We start from the raw sequence: 18,164 nt of genomic DNA on the forward strand, positions 1-18,164 counted from the left end.
AACCTCAATTCGGTTTAATGAATATGTTTCAAACGGCCTTTTTTCGCGGGTACTGCGTTAAATTCACTTGCAATACGACCCCATGGATGGGGGAGATAGAGCGACGTCGGAACTAAAGCCGAGACTAGCTATTGACGCGTGAATTTGCCTTGTCCGCACAAAAAAATTCTCGTTAGAAACCATGTAGAATGATAAGGTTAAATAATTCAATTAGTTAGAATACACCTTAACCCGAGTTGAGGTTAAATAACTTAATCCGTTTAGGTATATAAACATTTTTAAGCAATTAACAGCTAAACCATGTTTGAGCTGTTAATTGCTTTTTTGTTTGTGTAAAGCTGTTCTGGTATCTCATAGCGGCTTAGGCTAAACTGCTGCGCAATTTTATGTTTGAAAAGAGAAGCTGATTTGAACGATTTGATTTGCCTGCAATGTGGTCAACTAAATGACCAAAATGCTAAAAAGTGCAGCCACTGCAAACAGCCGCCGCTATTAACTAAAGCTCAGTTTTTATGTAAATCTTGCAAAACTAAAGGGTTTAACCAAAAACAATGTGCAAATTGTAAAGGTGCAGTTCAGCCAATTGCAGATATACAGTCGGCTAAGTTTGATCCACAACTTAATGCTAAATTTGCTGAGCAAGCCGAATGGTTAAAAGTGTATTATTATCAGCTTATTAGCAAGGTTGAAATTAAATTAACCATCCGTTTAATTTGTCTTTTAGCTGCGGTATTTGGGATTACATGGTATGTAGGCGGGCAAGAAACCAGCCAATTTACCTTGTTTATTTATGGTTACATGCTCATTGCAGCCACTATTATGTTTAACTTTGTTTTACACATGATGTTTGGTAATAAATTGTGTTTAGAAAAGCTCGAACAATTACAGGTTAAAGCCGAAGATAAACAAGTGATAGAAACCGATATGCCGCGTGAGTTAGTGATGGCGCTTTTACATTACAGGTTAAGTGAAATGGCGACAGGCTTTACCCGCAAACATTATCAAAAATTGATCCCAATCGTGATCGAAAAATATGTTGAGTGGAAATAACGCCGTTAGCTGCTAATCCCCAAAATGTATTAAAAGCGCTTAAAACCGTTTAAGTTAACTTAAACGGTTTTTTCTTTTATGGTGTTTATTCGTTTTTATTTTTAGTGCGAAATGATTTTCAAGGGTTTTATTTTGAAATGTTATAGTGTATCATTTTTTAATTGTTACGTTATAACGTATTTAAAAGAGAATTTTAAAAAGAGAAATAACAATGAAACGCGCTCTATCAATTACTTGCTCAGTCACCATTTTAGCTTTTCCTTTTTCTGCTATTGCTCAATTTATTCAAGGTCAGGTAACAGATCATAACAACCAGCCAATTAGTCAGGCAGAAGTTGAACTTATCGATACTAATACCAAATTTACCACTAATTCAAACGGGCAATTTAGTATTAATAATATTAAACCCGGACATTATGAATTGCATTTAAGTGCCAAGCAGTTTGCCCATAAAAATGTGCATTTAGATGTGCCAACTCAAGGGGTTAATGATTTAGTTATTCAGCTTAACTCTTCAAGCATTGAAGTCATTGATGTGACTGCCAGCCCATTTCATGGTTCTCAAATTGAATCTGCCCAGCCGGTTAGTATTTTATCTGGCGAGCAATTAAAAGCGCAGCAAGCCGCTACCTTGGGCGATACTTTGAAGTATCAGGTTGGGGTGCATTCAAGTTTTTATGGCTCGGTGGCTAGTTCACCTATTATTAGAGGATTAGATGGGCCTCGAGTTTTAATTGCACAAAATGGATTAGATGTCGGAGATGTATCCAGAGTTGGACCAGACCACGCAGTTGCAACCAGTGCGGCGAGTGCTGAACAAATCGAAATTTTACGAGGTCCGGCAACTTTATTTTTTGGAAGCGGCGCAATTGGTGGAGTGGTGAATATTGTTGATCAACGTATTCCAAAAGATACGGTCACCGAGGGGCAATATCAGCTTGAATATAATACAGTTAATCAGCAAAAGCAGGCGAGTTTGAGTGTTAAATCTGGGCTTGAAAATTTTGCCTACTATGCCGATGCATTTGTGAGCGATAGCCAGTCGTATAACATTCCAAGCTATCAACTTGAAGAAGATCATGACGAAGAGCATGAAGATGAAGCAGAATCTCATCAGCAAGAATCTATCGACAAAGTTAATAATAGCCAAGCAAAGTCCAGCGGTTTTACATTAGGTTCAAGCTATTTATTTAATCATGCCTCAGCCCAAGGGTTTGTTGGATTATCCTATGGATATTTAGACAGAGAATACGGTATTCCCGGACATTCACATGGTCATGAAGAAGAAACAGAATCAGATCATAGCGAGGATGAAGCTGGTGTATATGCGGATATGCGCCAACACAGAGTTCAGCTATTAAGTGAGATAAACCTAACGGATGGTTTTATTAACCAAGTTAATTTAAAAGCGGGTTATACCGATTATCAGCACAAAGAAATTGAAGATAATCAAGTTGCTACTTTATTTACTAACGAATCAAACGAAGTCCGTGCCGAGCTAATGCATAAGGCGTTAGATGATTGGCGCGGTGGTATCAGCTTGCATTACAAAAAAACAGATCAAGCGGCTGTTGGCGAAGAAGCTTTTACCCCAGCGTCCAGTACCGAGGAATATGCACTGGCATGGATGGAAGAACGACATTTTGGCAATTGGTTAGTGCAGTTAGGTGCCAGATTTGAACACATTAATATTGAAGCCCAACCCGATTTTGCTAAAGAATTAGACTTACATTCAATCGATGAAAACCATGACGAAGATGAGCACGATCACGCACATGGAGAGGAATCGGATGAGCATTTATCGCTGGCAGAATTAAATCAACTTGAATTTAATCCATTGAGTTGGTCAGTTGGCACGGTATGGGATTTTACACCGGGTTATAATATCGCGTTATCTTATTCGCAAGCAGAGCGCGCGCCAAGCAGTGCCGAATTGTTTTCGTTTGGTCCGCATTTAGCGGCTAATACTTATGAAATTGGTGCTATTTATCAGCTTCATCAGGATGAAACAGAAACGCATTTTGAAATAACCGAAAGCCGCCTCAAACTGGAACGTTCAAATAATATCGATTTAAGTTTACGTAAATTTGAAGGCGATATTGGCTTTTTACTAAACCTGTTTTATAACCGGGTAGATAATTATTATTATCAGACTCATACAGGGTTACAAACGCCTATGCATGCCGAGCATGAAGATGAATCAGCAGCCGTTGAAGAAACCCATGAGCATGACGCTCTGCTGCCAGTTTATTTATTTAATACTGCGGATGCTAAATTATATGGTTACGAAGCTGAAATTTTCTGGCAATACAATCAGGCTTTAAAGTTTAAATTACAGTCTGATTATGTCCGCGCGCAGCTAATTGATGAAAAGACAGATTTACCAAGAACACCACCACTTAGAGTGGGCGCTAATGTGAATTATCAGGCTGATGATTATAGTTTAGATATGAGTGTGCACAGATATTTTACCCAAGATAAAATCGAAGCATATGAAAGCGAAACGCATGGTTATACCGTGCTTGATTTCAACGCGAATTATTATTTATCCGGCTTTTCACAAGACTTAACGTTATATTTTAAAGCGCAGAATTTAACGAATGAGTTGGGGCTAGTTCATTCTTCATTTTTAAAAGAAAAAGCGCCTCTACTCGGACGTAATTTTGCAGTTGGTTTTCGAGGATATTTTTAATTATTAATAGCTTATTCAATTAGCTAAGTTATTTTATTAAACAATTATCCAAGTAAAATCGGCCATTGTCTGCCCAAGCTAAAAGCTGCTAAGATTAAATCTGAATGTTTATTTAAAAGGATTAACTTATGCAGCTTTTATCAATTAATGTTGGCAAGAAAAAAAGCATTGCTTATGGTGAGCGCCAAATTGAAACGGGTATTTTTAAACAGCCGGTTGCTTCACCCGTTAGAGTTATGCCGGACCATATTGAAGGTGATGAAATCGCTGATTTAAAAAATCATGGTGGTTTTAGTAAAGCAGTATATGCCTATGGTTATCAGCATTATGATTTTTGGCAAAAAGAGTTAAACCAACCCGCGTTACCTTATGGCAGTTTTGGCGAAAACCTGACCATTTCATTATTAGATGAAAACGACATTCATATTGGCGATACATTTCAGTTAGGCCAAGCTGTATTAACTGTTACTCAGCCCAGAGTACCGTGTTTTAAACTTGGGCTTAAATTTGATTTGCCTAAAATGCCCAGACTGTTTTCTAACTCATTAAAAACCGGATTATATTTGTCTGTAATTGAAAGCGGCGATATTTCGGTCGGCAATACTTTTGAGTTGATTCATAAACAACAAAACAGTGTTTCAATCCTAGATTTGTTTAATGCTTATTTTCATACAGATAAAGCCGAGGCTAAGCCTGTATTACAGCAAGCTTTGCAAGTTGAAGCTTTATCACCAGAATGGCGTGAGCAAATTGAAAAATATTTGACCTAAAGTCATATTTTTAAGAAATGATGTTGTAAGCTTGCTATAATTCAATTACTTGAGACGTTTCGAAGTAGGTTACTATGAAATATATAATTCCATTATTCATGTTGGTTTTTTCTCATTTTGCTATCGCAGGATTTATACCTGTTGGTGTGCAAAATAATATTATGAAATCAACCATTACCGGCGAATGGGAATGGTCACTTTGTCATAGTAGTAACTATGAGGACTCAACGTCGATTAATGATATGTTCAGCCAATGTGGTGGGGATTACATAATGCTAGGCGCAGGGTTAGCTAATGATGATTCACTAGCCTTACTTGCTGCTGCAATGTTTAGCGACATTACTACCTATACAGCAAAAAATGAAACACATGCCGCGAATGGTTCTCAGTGGTATTTTAATGGATTATCAATGGGCTTTGCTGGTATTGATGATTTAATTGAACAAAATGCTGCTGACATTGAAGGTATAGATGAAAATGATAGATTAAGCTGGCATACCAGCACAGATGGTGCAGAATGGGAACATGATTTATTAACACCTGTTTATGTTTTAAACGGTTGGCGTGCAGGAAGCGAGATTGATATTTATGAAGGAACAGATTGGATGCGCTATGTATATACTTATTCATCTAGTTTAGCCATCCCCGTTCATGAGCCATACAGTCTAGGTATCTTCATGTCCGCTTTAGCCTTGATGTTTGTCCGTCGTAATAAAATTTGATAGTACTAATTTTAGGCGGTGATATTACCGCCTAAAAAAAAATTAAAAAATATTCAATTTTCCCCTTGTTTTGTTAATCACAAACCCCATTTAACAATCATCTCAAATTTACTGGTACTTAATGTATCGGTTTTTTAAAACAAACAATATAGTGTTAATTAATTTCTCAGGAGAATGGAGAAGATGAATATTCGTCCTTTAAATGATCGCGTTATCGTTAAGCGCTTAGATGTAGAAACTAAATCGGCTGGCGGTATCGTTTTAACAGGCAGTGCTGCAGAAAAGTCATCTAAAGGTGAAGTATTGGCTGTTGGTAATGGCCGCACTTTAGATAATGGTCAGGTGAAAGCTGTTGACATCAAAGTTGGCGAAACCGTTTTATTTGGTAACTACATTGAAAAAGTAGAAAAAATTGACGGCGAAGAAGTATTAATCATGAGAGAAGATAACATTTTAGGTGTTATTGAAGGTTAATCTTAACTTTAATTCATTTTTATCACTATTTAACAGTATCTTAGGAAATAAATATTATGGCAGCAAAAGACGTAAAATTCGGTGAAGACGCACGCGTAAAAATGCTTGCAGGTGTAAACATCTTAGCTAACGCAGTTAAAGTTACTCTAGGTCCAAAAGGCCGTAACGTAGTTTTAGATAAATCATTTGGCGCACCTTTAATCACTAAAGATGGTGTATCAGTTGCTAAAGAAATCGAACTTGAAGATAAGTTTGAAAACATGGGCGCGCAAATGGTTAAAGAAGTCGCGTCTAAAGCAAATGACGAAGCTGGTGACGGTACAACAACTGCAACTGTACTAGCGCAAGCCATTGTAAACGAAGGTTTAAAAGCGGTAGCTGCGGGTATGAATCCTATGGATTTAAAACGCGGTATCGACAAAGCTGTAGCAGCTGCGGTAATTGAATTAAAAGCTTTATCTCAACCATGTGCAGATAACAAAGCAATCGCTCAAGTTGGTACTATCTCTGCTAACTCAGATAGCGAAATTGGTGAAATCATCGCCAGCGCAATGGAGAAAGTAGGTAAAGAAGGTGTTATCACAGTTGAAGAAGGTCAGGCACTTCAAAACGAATTAGACGTAGTTGAAGGTATGCAGTTTGACCGTGGTTATTTATCACCATATTTCATCAACAACGCTGAAAATGGCACAGTTGATTTAGATAACCCATTTATTTTATTAGTAGATAAAAAAGTATCTAATATCCGTGAATTATTACCAACATTAGAAGCAGTTGCTAAAGCGGGCAAGCCGTTATTAATCATCGCAGAAGATTTAGAAGGCGAAGCATTAGCTACTTTAGTTGTAAACAACATGCGTGGTATTGTGAAAGTTGCAGCGGTTAAAGCACCTGGTTTTGGTGATCGCCGTAAAGCCATGTTACAAGATATCGCGGTATTAACCAGCGCAACGGTTATCTCTGAAGAAATCGGTTTAGAACTTGAAAAAGCTCAATTAGAAGATTTAGGTCAGGCAAAACGTGTTGTTATCTCTAAAGACAATACAACCATTATTGATGGTGTTGGTGAAGAAGAAAACATCAAATCACGTGTTGCTCAAATCCGTGGTCAAATCGAAGAATCAACTTCAGATTACGACAAAGAAAAACTTCAAGAGCGTTTAGCTAAATTAGCTGGTGGTGTTGCAGTTATTAAAGTAGGTGCAGCAACAGAAGTTGAAATGAAAGAGAAAAAAGCACGTGTTGAAGATGCGTTACACGCTACTCGCGCGGCGGTTGAAGAAGGTGTTGTACCGGGTGGTGGTGTTGCATTAGTACGTGTTGCAGCAAAAATTGCTGAATTAACAGCAGACAACGAAGACCAAAACCACGGTATTAAAGTTGCACTACGTGCAATGGAAGCGCCAATGCGTCAAATCGTATCTAACGCAGGTGAAGAAGCATCTGTTGTTGTTAGCAAAGTTAAAGAAGGTACTGCAAACTTTGGTTACAACGCAGGTAACGATACTTACGGTGATATGTTAGAAGCGGGTATTTTAGATCCAACTAAAGTAACACGTAGCGCATTACAATTTGCAGCATCTGTAGCTGGTTTAATGATCACAACAGAAGCTATGGTAACTGACATTCCTAAAGATGAAGCTGGTGCACCTGATATGGGTGGCATGGGCGGCATGGGTGGAATGGGCGGCATGATGTGATAAACATCTTCCCAAGCATCTAAGCTTTTTAAAAACCCAGCTTCGGCTGGGTTTTTACTTTTTAGAAGTTAATTACCAACCATCAGTGTTAAACCCACTTGAGTGATAGTTTGTTTAAAAACAGCAAAAGGACAGATTAAAATGAACCATTATATTTATTTAGCCATTGCCATTGTGGCAGAGGTGATTGCAACCAGTGCGTTAAAAGCATCAGATGGTTTTGAAAAAACTATCCCAACTATTTTAGTGGTCGCCGGATATGGTATTGCGTTTTATTGTTTGGCGGTAGTGCTTAAAACCATACCTGTAGGCATTGCGTATGCTATTTGGTCTGGTTTAGGTATTGTATTAGTGACTTTGGTTGGGCTATTTTATTTTGGACAAAAATTGGATTTAGCAGCAGTATTAGGGTTGCTATTAATTATTGCTGGTGTTGCTGTTATTAATATTTTTTCCAATAGTGTTAGTCATTAACCTTAACTCAGAAAAAATAACCACTAAAAAACGAATTTAAACTAGCAGCCGATAAGTTTAAGGTATTAGTTAACTTCTTATCCAGAGCAGAGGTTCATTAGTTCGTGCTTAAAAAACGATTCTAAATTTTTAATACTTAATTAGGCAGTAAACTTTAGCCAGTTTTATCATTAGTCGGAAATTAAATATGAATCCAATTATTATCAGTATTGGTTTATTAATTTGCAGTAATATTTTTATGACATTTGCTTGGTATGCTCATTTAAAAGAGCTGAATAATAAACCTTGGATTATCGCGGCTTTGATAAGCTGGGGGATCGCTTTATTTGAATACTTATTGCAAGTACCGGCTAACCGGATTGGTTATACTGAGTTGAATGTTGGGCAGCTTAAAATTTTACAAGAAGTGATTACACTAATGGTATTTGTACCATTTTCGGTTATGTACTTAAAAGAGCCACTTAAATTAGATTATTTATGGGCTGGTTTATGTTTAGTTGGTGCTGTTTATTTTGCGTTTAGAAGCAAGTTTTAAATACTCAAAATATGATAGGTTCCGATAACTCTAGTGTCGTTACTGATAAATTAACAATAACTCTTCTAATCTGCAGGTTTGAGGTTTTTTGTGTTATTAACTCTATTCATTATTTTTTGGTAGCTTCCATCGTCTTTCATTGCTTTTAAAACTTTAGAGATCTTTTCAGACAATTTTTTGCCTTTTATCGTTAATTGAAAAGCATAAAAAACATCTTGACTAGATAAAGGAGCATGTGGGTTATATTGTATTAAGTGCTCATAACCCGTTTGTGAAAATGCCTGAATACCTGAAAACTCTTCAACAACAAAAGCATCAATTCTCCCATTGACTAGCTTTTTTATATTGCTTTCATCACTTTCAGCAATTGATAGATTAAATTGTTCATTTTCTATAAGTTCCCGAGAATATGGGTAGCCACGAGTAATGCCTATTTTATATTTAATGAGATCATTAAATGAGTTTATTAGAGGTTTACTTTTTAATGAAAAAGCAAAATCCTGTTTGATATAAATGAGTTCTTTAGATTTTAAGTACTGTGCGTCTTGAGGAAAGCTAAAATCTAATCCGGGAAAGAGAGCATCTACTTTTTGTTCCAAAAAATAATATATAGCTCGCTTGGGCGGGAGCACTTTAATTTCTATATTCAGATTAGCTCGAGCTGCAATTGCTTTTGTTAATTCAACGAATAAACCCGATTCTTCGTTTTTTACCATTAGTGGGATAGGAAAAGTAGCAAAGATTAAGTTTTCTTTCGAATAGGCATTAAAGCAAAGTAAGTAGAGAGCAAATATAACAGCTATAGACCGAAAGGCTATTTTCACGGGAATTTAACCAATGGAAAATGTAAAAAGCAATGAACAAAAACTATTAAAAACATGGAAATTTAAACCTGAATTTGGTTAAGACAAAAGGTATTAGGTAACAACAAACGGACAATTCCTTGAGATTCTAAGTGAATGCCCTAGGTTAATGCAATAGTTGTCGTTTAGTAGCATATGTTAAAAACATGCACGTCACATTTAACATAAAGCTACAAAATAAAATTGATAATAAAAATAATTTGCAATTGCATTTAATTTAATTAAAATGCGAACCATTCTCATTTCATGTTTGGTTTTCTATGGTTAGGTTTAAATACCTAAATGGATTTATTATTGTTAGCGCTTGTAGTGTAGCGCCTTTGGCTTGGGCTGAATCGACAGCTCAAGCCCAAATGGAACATATTGTTGTATCCGGTACTCGCACCGCAAAATTACTCAGTGATTCACCAGTTTCTGTGCAGGTTATTGAAGCCGAAGATTTATTAAAAGTGAGTCAAGGGACACTGGCAGAAGCACTTAATTATATTCCGGGTTTGGTTGTGATGCGCAACCAAAAAGACGGCTATACCATTCAAATGCAAGGCTTTGACAGCGATAACGTTTTAGTTTTATTAAATAGCCAGCCGCTTATTACGCCAACAGGTTCAGCTGTTGATTTAGACCAAATTGGTTTAGCAAATATCCGACATATTGAAATTATCCGAGGCAGTGCAGCCGTTTTATATGGTAGTGCCGCTATGGGTGGGGTGATAAATATAATTACCGACACTCAGGCGCAAACTCAAACTCGGTTGAGTTATCAATTAGCCAATTATGCAGATAATCAAATCGATCAAACCTTAGAGCATCAGGTTAGGCTAAATACCGGCATTAATCTGGCTGACTGGCAATTAGCAACCAATTTAAGCTACATCTCTAATCCGGGTTTTGATTACGACGAATCATCTAGCAGCCAGTCAGCTATTGGTGTTGATAAAACCTTTGCCAACTTTAGTGTAAGTAAAAACTTTAAAACGTTCACGACCAGTTTTAAATATCAATATTTTGAAGAAGATAAACAAAAAGTTTTATCACGCATTCCGGGTCAGTCTGCCGGTTATTTGTATTACCAGTCAGATGTCACCCGACATCAGTTTGATACTTTATTGGCATCGTCAAGCGTAAAGCAACCTTGGAAAGTAAACGCTCGTGTGATGCAACATCAAGAAACCAGCGGCCAAACCGGTAGTTTAAGAGATACCGAAATTGTATTAGCTGAACTTGACGGTCAAAAAGTCTGGCAAGGTGAGCAATGGGAGTGGGTTGCTGGAGGGGTTGTTCATTATGACGGACTCGATCAAGCCAAAGTAGCGAGCAGCGAGCAAGCTGAAATTGACGCCAAAAGCAGAAACAGTGTTGAAGCCTTTAGCCAATTAAATTGGATTGAACAAAACTGGCAACTTATGGGTGGGATTCGGGCACAAAACGATTCAGATTTTGGCGGCCATTCAGCAGCCAGTATTTCCGGCTTAATAAAACAAAAATTTAATCAGGCACAGATTGAGTGGCGTACAGATTTGGGTCAGGGCTATCGTGTACCTAATCTTAAAGAACGTTTTTATCGTTTTGATCACCGTAGTTTAGGTTACATGGTTTTAGGTAATGAAAACCTGCAACCCGAAGTCTCTAATGCAATAAATTCAAGCATGACTTTGCGCACCCCGGTGTGGAATAAACAAGCCGATTTAAAACTCGAATTACATGGTCATTTTTCAAAAGTCGATGATTTAATTGAATCACAATATGACGCGCAGGCAACCGCCGATGTTAATTATGAGTACGAAATATCGCGTTATCAGAATATTGAATCGGCTGATATCTCAGGCTTTGACATAAGTGCTCAACTTAATTTAACCCAATGGCGGTATCAGTTTAATTACAGCTATTTAGACGCTAAAAATGAGGCCGGACAGCGGCTAACCGATCGCCCGCGTCACCAAATAAAAAGTAACTTTGCCTACAGTTTAAGCCAATACGATATTGACCTGCTTTTGTACTGGCTGTATCAGGCAGATGAAGCCGTTAGCACAGATTTTAATCAGGTTGCCAATAACAGCTGGAGTAGCTGGAACTTTAACTTTAGCCAGCAAATCACTCAGCAGCTTGGCTGGCGCTTTGGGGTTGACAATATATTTGATACTCATGTTGATGAAAATCAATTAAGAGCCGGTGCCTTTGATGCCAGACCAACTTCGAGCCGACGGATTTATCTGGGCGCAAATTATCAGTTTTAACCATTTTTATGCAGGAATAGATTCAAATGGAGTTGTCACAAAAGGATTCGTTTTAAAACATTTAAGAGAGATATAATAATGAAATATTTACACTTTTTACCACTTGCCAGTTTAACTTTAGCTTTAACAGCTTGCGGCAGCAGTTCAGATTCAAACGATAATACCGAGCAAGATAAAGAAGATAATACGCCGGTTGTTTCTGCTTATGGTCCATACAGTACAGGTACATCATCTGATTCAAATTTTGTTTATTTTGATTTAGATGCAGGCACAGCACTGGAACTAACCGAAGAAGAAGCGATTGTCAATGCCGACTGGGATATTGCATTTAAGCGTACTGGTGTTTATTTAAATACCCATGCAGATAATACCACAGTGGCTTATTTTACTGCCAACAACGCCGATTTTTATGATGAGCAAGGCACAGCGGTAACAGAAAAGTTTTTAGCAGCAACAGCTGAAACAGAGCTAGAAGATTACACCTCAGTCACTCTGGCGGATGTACCGGCTGACGACAGTGCATTTGTGGCCGACCAAAGCTTAAATATTTTAGATGGTTTTTATAATTATGATATGACCACTCATATTGTAACAGCAGCAGATGACCACTATTTTGTGGTTAACTCAGATGATACTTTTAGTAAATTCCGTTTTACTGAAATCACTACAGAAGGACGCTACCTTGGCTCATTTAAGCTGGGCATTGCTAATCAAGGTATTTCAGCTACTGAGTTTGATACAGAAACTGAATTAAGCATTGATGCAATTGCTGCTTGTGCTGCATGGTCAGGTGTTTATATCGATTTTGATTTAAAAGCTGCGGTTGCCTCAACTGATGCTTACGATATTTATTTACCTTGTAATGATGACAACAGTGCTGCTAGTTTTGAGATGCATTTGGCGTCAGATGCGACCGCTATTCAAGATTTTTCCAACGAACATACCGGCATAGATACCAGTGTATTACGTTATTATTATTTCCAATCTGATATTTATAATGTACGTGCGTTTGATCAAGCCAGTTGGTATGCCTACAACCTTGAAGGCAATCATAAACTTTGGTCACAATATGGTGTGTATTTAGTTAAAACGCCAACAGCAACCTACAAATTACAAATTACCAGCTATTACAACGAAGCTGGTGAATCAGGTAACTACAGTTTCCGTGCGGATGCATTAACCGAATAATCCTTCACCCAAACCTGCACAGCCATCAAAGGTTGTGCAGGTTTAAGCCACTTATCGTAAAAGCTAATTAAAATGATCACTCAAATCGAAAATATGATGTACCTGATGTCAGACTTTTTTATGGCACCTGTACTTATTCTGCTTATTTTATTGTTTATCTATAGTTTGTTTGCTATTGGTCAGTGCAGTGCACAGGCATTACAGCGCAAACAAAACCTGTTTCACTTTTCCAGCTTTTTAGGCGGAGATACAAGCAGCGCGCAAAAACTACAAGGCTACCCGCTGGCGGCTCTGGTACAAAAAGCCAAAATAAACGGCAAACATATCAGTAAAGACTTATTAGATGTTGCCGCATTAAAAGAATTAGAAACGGTACGTAATGTTAGCCGGTTAGCGCCAATGTTAGGGTTAATTGCCACTATGATCCCAATGGGGCCAGCACTAAAAAGTTTGGCCGATGGCGATGTGAAGGGCATTAGTGAAAACCTGATTATTGCGTTTTCAGCGGTTATTTTTGGTTTAGTGATTGCGTCAGTCACTTTTTGGATTGCCAGTGTTAAAAAGCGTTGGTTGGCAGAAGAGCTAGTGGCTATTACTGACGATAATCATCAACTCATTCCGTTTACCCGCCCAATATCGTCTGATCCGGAGAAACAAGATGCGGCTGCTTGATGAAGACGAATCAAACAATCCGGCCTTGTCTGTAGTTAATTTAGTTGATGTTTTTTTAGTGTTAATTGCCGCTTTATTAATTGCTATTGCACAAAATCCAATGAATCCGTTTTTAGAAGAAAACGTCACTGTGATTAAAAATGCCGGTCAGCCAGATATGGAAATGATTATAAAAAATGGCGAAACCATAGAAACCTATAAAAGCAGCGGAGAAATAGGGTCAGGTCAGGGAGTTAAAGCCGGTGTCGCTTATAAAATGGCAGATGGCTCAATCGTTTATATTCCTGAAAAAACAGAATAACAATGAGTACAAAAATGTTGGTTCAATTAATTAAAAAATGCCGGTTAACCATTAAGGTTTTAACTGGCTTTATCTGTTTGTTAAGCTGTTTTAGCGCAAGCAGTGCCGATAATATTTTATTTATCAGCGGAAGCCATAAAAATATGGCAAAAGTTAATTTATTTAAACAAGCTGCTGAGGCACAAAACATAGTTTTGAGTCATCAGTCAGCCAAAGATTTAGACGACTTAAACAAGGCTAAAGCCCAGTTTTCACAATATAAACTCGTAATATTTAGTGGTGTTTCTGTGCGTGATGCAAACGCTAGTTTTGCTCAGTTTGCTCCATTAACTGCGGCGGTTAATCAAAGCAGCCAAACTAAATTTATTGCCCTTAACTGGGCAGAAAATAAAGCTCTTAACTTGGGGTTAAGCCAATCTGAACAGGCTGATATTGCTGCTTATTATGACAATGGTGGCCAAGATAATATGCAGCGGCTGGCTCAATTTTTAGCTGTAAATGTATTTAATGCTGCTAACGCGAATGATAAAAATATAAAGCAAAATAAAGTTTTACCGCCAATTATTTTTCCAACGGCCGGTATTTATCACCCCAATGCCGACAATAAAGTATTTGAAAACCTAGCCCCTTATTTAAGTTGGATAAATCAACAGCAGCCAACTCAAAACCCAAATGCAAACCAGCAGCGGGTAGGCATTTTATTTGCCCGTAATTTAATTGAATCGGCCAGTACAAATTTAGTGGATGCCACTATCAAAAAATTGGAAGCTAAAAATATTACTCCGGTTGCATTTTATTTTGATTTAAGTCCGGCAGCTGGTGATTACAGCTATTTATTAACCCAAAACGACACAGTGGCAATTGATGCAATTATTAACTACCGTGCTATTCACTGGGCAAGTAAACGCAAAGCCGAGTTTGAAAAATTAGGTGTGCCGGTTTTACAAGGGTTAACTTATTACGATGGCACTCAGGCTGATTGGGAGGCTAGTTCGCAGGGGATTACGCCTAATATGGCGCCATTTTTATTGGTCTTGCCAGAATCGGCTGGGGTGACTGATCCCATTATTGTTGCCGGAATGGATCATAAAACCGGTGAAACCCAAATTATAGATTATCAACTAGATCATTTAGTTTCACGCGCGGCAAACTGGTCTAATTTAAAACATAAACAAAATCAGGATAAAAAGATCACGGTTATGGTTTGGGGTGACAGTGATGTCGGCGCATCGTATTTAAACGTGCCGGAAAGCTTACGCAGTATCTCAAATACGCTTAATCAACAAGGTTATCAGATTAATGCGGTTAACACAGATTATTACACCGCAAAAGTGGATGATATTTTAAGTCCTTTTTATCGCAGTTTTGAGCTGGATAAATTAATAAAAAATGATTTAGCCGAGTTATTACCGCTGGATGAATATTTAAGCTGGTTTAATCAATTACCTGAAAACGTTAAAGCACCGATTAATGAATTTTGGGGTGAAGCCGGTTCAAAAACTTTTATGATGACAGAGCAAAATGGTCAAAAATATTTTGTGATCCCGCGGATTCGTAACGGCAATATGCTGGTTATGCGCCAACCGCCACGCTCTGAAAATCAACAAGATGAACAAAAGTATTATCATGAAGAATCTATCCCGATGAATCATTATTATCTGGCGGCTTACTATTATGCCAGAGCGTATTGGGCAAGTGATGCAATCGTGCATTTGGGCACTCATGGCTCGCATGAATATTTGCCGGGTAAAGAGCGCGGATTATCTTTGTATGATCAAAGCAATTTAGCAACATGGCATACGCCGGTCATTTATCCGTTTATTGTGGATGATGTGGGTGAAGCAATGCAAACTAAACGCCGTGGCAGTGCAACCATTATTGCTCACATGACACCACCTTTTGCCGCTGCTGGTTTGCAATCACAAATTGCAGATTTGCACGAGTTAATGCATCAATATAAAGCGATGGATCAAGGCGGCGTTAAACAAAAAACCGCAAAGCAAATTAGCCAGCGCTGTTTTGACGAAAATATTTGTCAGGATATTGGCTGGACAAATGAGCAAATTAAACAGGATTTTGATAACTTTTTAGCTGAACTGCATATTTATCTTGAAGAGTTAGCAACTCAAAATCAGCCATTAGGGTTACATACCTTTGGTGAATTGCCGGAGCAAAAATTGATTATTTCTACTCTGGTTCAAATGATGGGAAGCAGCTTTCGCCAATTGGCAATTGAGTTTGACGCCGAACATGAACATGGTGGTGAGGCGCATTTTCATCAGCAGGATATCGATGAACATAAAGACTTTATCACCGGCGATATTGCCGATATTCCGGGTTATCAGCTCATTAAAAATTATGTGATTGAAGGGCAATCAAGTGAGCATTTATCGGCTGAGCTGATTGAGCAACTAAATAAAGCTCAAACCCTGTATCAAAACTTTACCGGTATTAAAGAGCTGGAACATTTAAGCGCTGCATTAAATGGCGCTTATATTCCGGTTAAAACGGGTGGCGATCCTATTCGGCATCCCGATTCGCTGGCAACTGGCTACAACCTATACGGATTTGATCCTGCACGAGTACCAACTAAAGCTGCTTATGAACAAGGCCGAGAATTAACCGAGCAAACTATTGCTCAATATTATCAACAACATGGGCGTTATCCTGATAAGTTAGCGTTTTCGTTATGGTCGATGGAAACCATGCGACATTATGGGGTACTTGAATCGCAAGTATTGGCGGCAATTGGGGTTAAACCTGTGTGGAGTAGTGACGGACGGGTCACTGGAACGGAAATTATTCCGGCCAGCGAATTAAAACGCCCTCGGGTTGATGTTGTATTATCGGCAACCGGTTTATACCGAGATGCATTTCCTAACGTTATGTTATGGATGGCAAAAGCGATCCGCGAAATTACCGAGTTAAAAGAAGCCAATAACTCACTTTGGGATAACAGCCAAAAAGTAAAACTAGAATTAACCCAAGCCGGAGTAGATGCAGACGAAGCAGAATATTTATCGAGTGTGCGAATATTTTCAAATGAATCAGGTAATTATGGTTCAGGTTTAGGGGATTCAACCATAGCTTCTGGGTCGTGGGAGCAAGACAGCAAACTGGCTGATTTATATTTAGCCCGCATGAGTTACATATATGGTGAAGACAATAGCCGGTGGGGTGAAAAACTAGATAAGGTTAATTTATATGCTAAAACCTTATCGGGGACTGATATTGCTATGTTTTCCCGCTCATCCAATATTTTTGGTATGTTAAGTTCAGATGATCCATTTCAGTATTTTGGCGGCTTAGCTTTAGCGGTACGTAATCTGGATGGTCAATCACCTGAAATGCGGATCAGCAATTTACGCGATGCAAATCAGGCTAAATCAGAAAATGCCGCCACATTTTTAGCTAAAGAGCTACGCACCCGCAATTTTCATAAGCGCTGGATTGAAGAAATGAAAAAAGAGGGTTATAGCGGCGCTGTCACTATGGCGAGTAATTTAAATAACTTTTTTGGCTGGCAAGTGATGGACCCTAATTTAGTGAGGGCAGATCAGTGGCAAGAGTTTTATCAGGTTTATGTAGAAGATAAACTTGAGTTGGATATTAACCAGTGGTTTGAACAAATTAACCCAAGATCTCAGGCCGATATGTTAGAGCGAATGTTAGAAGCCAATCGCAAAGACTACTGGCAGGCCGATAGCGAAACGCTGAAAAACATGATGCAGCGTTACCAGCAATTAGTGGTTAAATATGACTTAGTGGTTGATAACGACAAATTAAAAACATTTGTTGAGCAAGGCGGGCAAGGTTTTGGTTTAGATTTAACTTTACCAAGCCCTGAGATGCCAGCCGTTGAAATCGCATCTGGCGAAAATCAGCAGGTAAGTGGACAAAAACTTGAGCAGGTTAAACAAAATCAAAATAACTCAGAGCCGGATTATACTTTGTATTATTTATTCGCAGCCTGTTTGTTATTTATTTTTATTGGCGCATTAAGGCAATACTGGCCTAAAAAATAAACGCTTACATTGCTCTAATTAACGCAATTAACATAAACAACCACGCCTAGCGTGGTTGTTTTGTTTTCGGCTACAAATACTTTGCTGCAAATGGACAAATCAATAAATCAGATTAAAGTTAATGATGTTTAAAAACAAAACCCAGCCATTACCTCGCTAAATAAAAATTAAAGGAGCAAAAAATGTCGATTAACTTGTGGGGATTTTTAAGTATCTGTGTGATTTTTGGAATATCGATTGCCATGTTTGCTATGTATCTTAATCATAAAAAAGAGATGAAGCAGCTTGAAATCGAGCAACTGAAATTAAATTCAAATAAGCCGGTATAAATCTGCTCGTTATACCGGCTTAATGTTAGTTATTATTCAATTTTCGTAGGTTGGGTCGAGCGAAGCGAATCCCAACAATCGAATTTAATAGTGCACGATCTAATATTTATTCTATAACTATATAACAGGCTGATT

General features: G+C 38.1%; 15 protein-coding genes. 14 read left to right on the forward strand and 1 reads right to left on the reverse strand.

What is annotated here, in order from left to right; genetic code table 11:
• Positions 1-408 precede the first annotated feature (408 nt).
• From N7931_RS17805 to N7931_RS17840, 8 genes are all read left to right on the forward strand, one after another.
• Positions 409-1,050, forward strand: a complete 642-nt coding sequence (locus tag N7931_RS17805) for a hypothetical protein (RefSeq protein WP_262795699.1) — start codon at positions 409-411, stop codon at positions 1,048-1,050.
• A 211-nt stretch (positions 1,051-1,261) separates the two neighbouring features.
• Positions 1,262-3,742, forward strand: coding sequence for a TonB-dependent receptor (locus N7931_RS17810; RefSeq protein ID WP_262795700.1), 2,481 nt, complete (start codon positions 1,262-1,264; stop codon positions 3,740-3,742).
• A gap of 128 nt (positions 3,743-3,870) precedes the next feature.
• Complete coding sequence (locus N7931_RS17815) at positions 3,871-4,512, forward strand: MOSC domain-containing protein (protein WP_262795701.1); 642 nt, start codon at positions 3,871-3,873, stop codon at positions 4,510-4,512.
• 146 nt (positions 4,513-4,658) lie between these two features.
• Positions 4,659-5,234 carry a hypothetical protein gene (locus N7931_RS17820; protein WP_262795702.1) on the forward strand — a complete coding sequence of 192 codons (576 nt, stop codon included), beginning with the start codon at positions 4,659-4,661 and terminating at the stop codon, positions 5,232-5,234.
• Between the two features lie 183 nt (positions 5,235-5,417).
• Positions 5,418-5,708 carry a co-chaperone GroES gene (locus N7931_RS17825; protein ID WP_262795703.1) on the forward strand — a complete coding sequence of 97 codons (291 nt, stop codon included), beginning with the start codon at positions 5,418-5,420 and terminating at the stop codon, positions 5,706-5,708.
• A 56-nt stretch (positions 5,709-5,764) separates the two neighbouring features.
• Entirely contained in the window at positions 5,765-7,408 is a 1,644-nt protein-coding gene (groL, locus tag N7931_RS17830; protein WP_262795704.1) for a chaperonin GroEL, read from the forward strand.
• A gap of 141 nt (positions 7,409-7,549) precedes the next feature.
• Positions 7,550-7,882 carry a DMT family transporter gene (locus N7931_RS17835; RefSeq protein ID WP_262795705.1) on the forward strand — a complete coding sequence of 111 codons (333 nt, stop codon included), beginning with the start codon at positions 7,550-7,552 and terminating at the stop codon, positions 7,880-7,882.
• A gap of 187 nt (positions 7,883-8,069) precedes the next feature.
• On the forward strand, positions 8,070-8,417 hold the full coding sequence (locus N7931_RS17840) for a DMT family protein (RefSeq protein WP_262795706.1): 348 nt from the start codon (positions 8,070-8,072) through the stop codon (positions 8,415-8,417).
• A gap of 65 nt (positions 8,418-8,482) precedes the next feature.
• Here the strand turns inward: N7931_RS17840 and N7931_RS17845 are convergent, their stop codons facing one another.
• Entirely contained in the window at positions 8,483-9,241 is a 759-nt protein-coding gene (locus N7931_RS17845) for a substrate-binding periplasmic protein (RefSeq protein ID WP_262795707.1), read from the reverse strand.
• A gap of 299 nt (positions 9,242-9,540) precedes the next feature.
• Here N7931_RS17845 and N7931_RS17850 point away from each other — a divergent pair, with 299 nt between their 5' ends.
• The 6 genes from N7931_RS17850 to N7931_RS17875 all read left to right on the forward strand — a co-directional run bounded on the left by N7931_RS17850 (position 9,541) and on the right by N7931_RS17875 (position 18,029).
• Positions 9,541-11,514 carry a TonB-dependent receptor plug domain-containing protein gene (locus N7931_RS17850; protein ID WP_262795708.1) on the forward strand — a complete coding sequence of 658 codons (1,974 nt, stop codon included), beginning with the start codon at positions 9,541-9,543 and terminating at the stop codon, positions 11,512-11,514.
• A gap of 78 nt (positions 11,515-11,592) precedes the next feature.
• Positions 11,593-12,702: an HmuY family protein gene (locus tag N7931_RS17855; RefSeq protein ID WP_262795709.1), complete on the forward strand. Its 1,110-nt coding sequence runs from the start codon at positions 11,593-11,595 to the stop codon at positions 12,700-12,702.
• A gap of 72 nt (positions 12,703-12,774) precedes the next feature.
• Positions 12,775-13,374: a MotA/TolQ/ExbB proton channel family protein gene (locus N7931_RS17860; RefSeq protein ID WP_262795710.1), complete on the forward strand. Its 600-nt coding sequence runs from the start codon at positions 12,775-12,777 to the stop codon at positions 13,372-13,374.
• Complete coding sequence (locus N7931_RS17865; RefSeq protein ID WP_262795711.1) at positions 13,361-13,675, forward strand: DUF2149 domain-containing protein; 315 nt, start codon at positions 13,361-13,363, stop codon at positions 13,673-13,675. Before N7931_RS17860 ends, N7931_RS17865 begins: the two co-directional genes overlap by 14 nt.
• Positions 13,676-13,677: 2 nt before the next feature.
• On the forward strand, positions 13,678-17,700 hold the full coding sequence (locus N7931_RS17870) for a cobaltochelatase subunit CobN (protein ID WP_262795712.1): 4,023 nt from the start codon (positions 13,678-13,680) through the stop codon (positions 17,698-17,700).
• A gap of 182 nt (positions 17,701-17,882) precedes the next feature.
• Positions 17,883-18,029 (forward strand): hypothetical protein, encoded by a 147-nt coding sequence (locus tag N7931_RS17875; protein WP_262795713.1) that lies wholly within the window; start codon positions 17,883-17,885, stop codon positions 18,027-18,029.
• Positions 18,030-18,164: the final 135 nt, after the last annotated feature.

This window comes from Catenovulum sp. 2E275 (assembly GCF_025515275.1).
GTDB lineage: Bacteria > Pseudomonadota > Gammaproteobacteria > Enterobacterales > Alteromonadaceae > Catenovulum.

Excerpts from the sequence above, each read along its gene's own strand:
- N7931_RS17860 (WP_262795710.1), top strand. The coding sequence starts at position 12,775 with ATGATCACTCAAATCGAAAATATGATGTACCTGATGTCAGACTTTTTT.
- N7931_RS17835 (WP_262795705.1), top strand. The coding sequence starts at position 7,550 with ATGAACCATTATATTTATTTAGCCATTGCCATTGTGGCAGAGGTGATT.
- N7931_RS17850 (WP_262795708.1), top strand. The coding sequence starts at position 9,541 with ATGGTTAGGTTTAAATACCTAAATGGATTTATTATTGTTAGCGCTTGT.
- N7931_RS17875 (WP_262795713.1), top strand. The coding sequence starts at position 17,883 with ATGTCGATTAACTTGTGGGGATTTTTAAGTATCTGTGTGATTTTTGGA.
- N7931_RS17815 (WP_262795701.1), top strand. The coding sequence starts at position 3,871 with ATGCAGCTTTTATCAATTAATGTTGGCAAGAAAAAAAGCATTGCTTAT.
- N7931_RS17825 (WP_262795703.1), top strand. The coding sequence starts at position 5,418 with ATGAATATTCGTCCTTTAAATGATCGCGTTATCGTTAAGCGCTTAGAT.
- N7931_RS17865 (WP_262795711.1), top strand. The coding sequence starts at position 13,361 with ATGCGGCTGCTTGATGAAGACGAATCAAACAATCCGGCCTTGTCTGTA.
- N7931_RS17855 (WP_262795709.1), top strand. The coding sequence starts at position 11,593 with ATGAAATATTTACACTTTTTACCACTTGCCAGTTTAACTTTAGCTTTA.
- N7931_RS17840 (WP_262795706.1), top strand. The coding sequence starts at position 8,070 with ATGAATCCAATTATTATCAGTATTGGTTTATTAATTTGCAGTAATATT.
- groL (WP_262795704.1), top strand. The coding sequence starts at position 5,765 with ATGGCAGCAAAAGACGTAAAATTCGGTGAAGACGCACGCGTAAAAATG.
- N7931_RS17870 (WP_262795712.1), top strand. The coding sequence starts at position 13,678 with ATGAGTACAAAAATGTTGGTTCAATTAATTAAAAAATGCCGGTTAACC.
- N7931_RS17810 (WP_262795700.1), top strand. The coding sequence starts at position 1,262 with ATGAAACGCGCTCTATCAATTACTTGCTCAGTCACCATTTTAGCTTTT.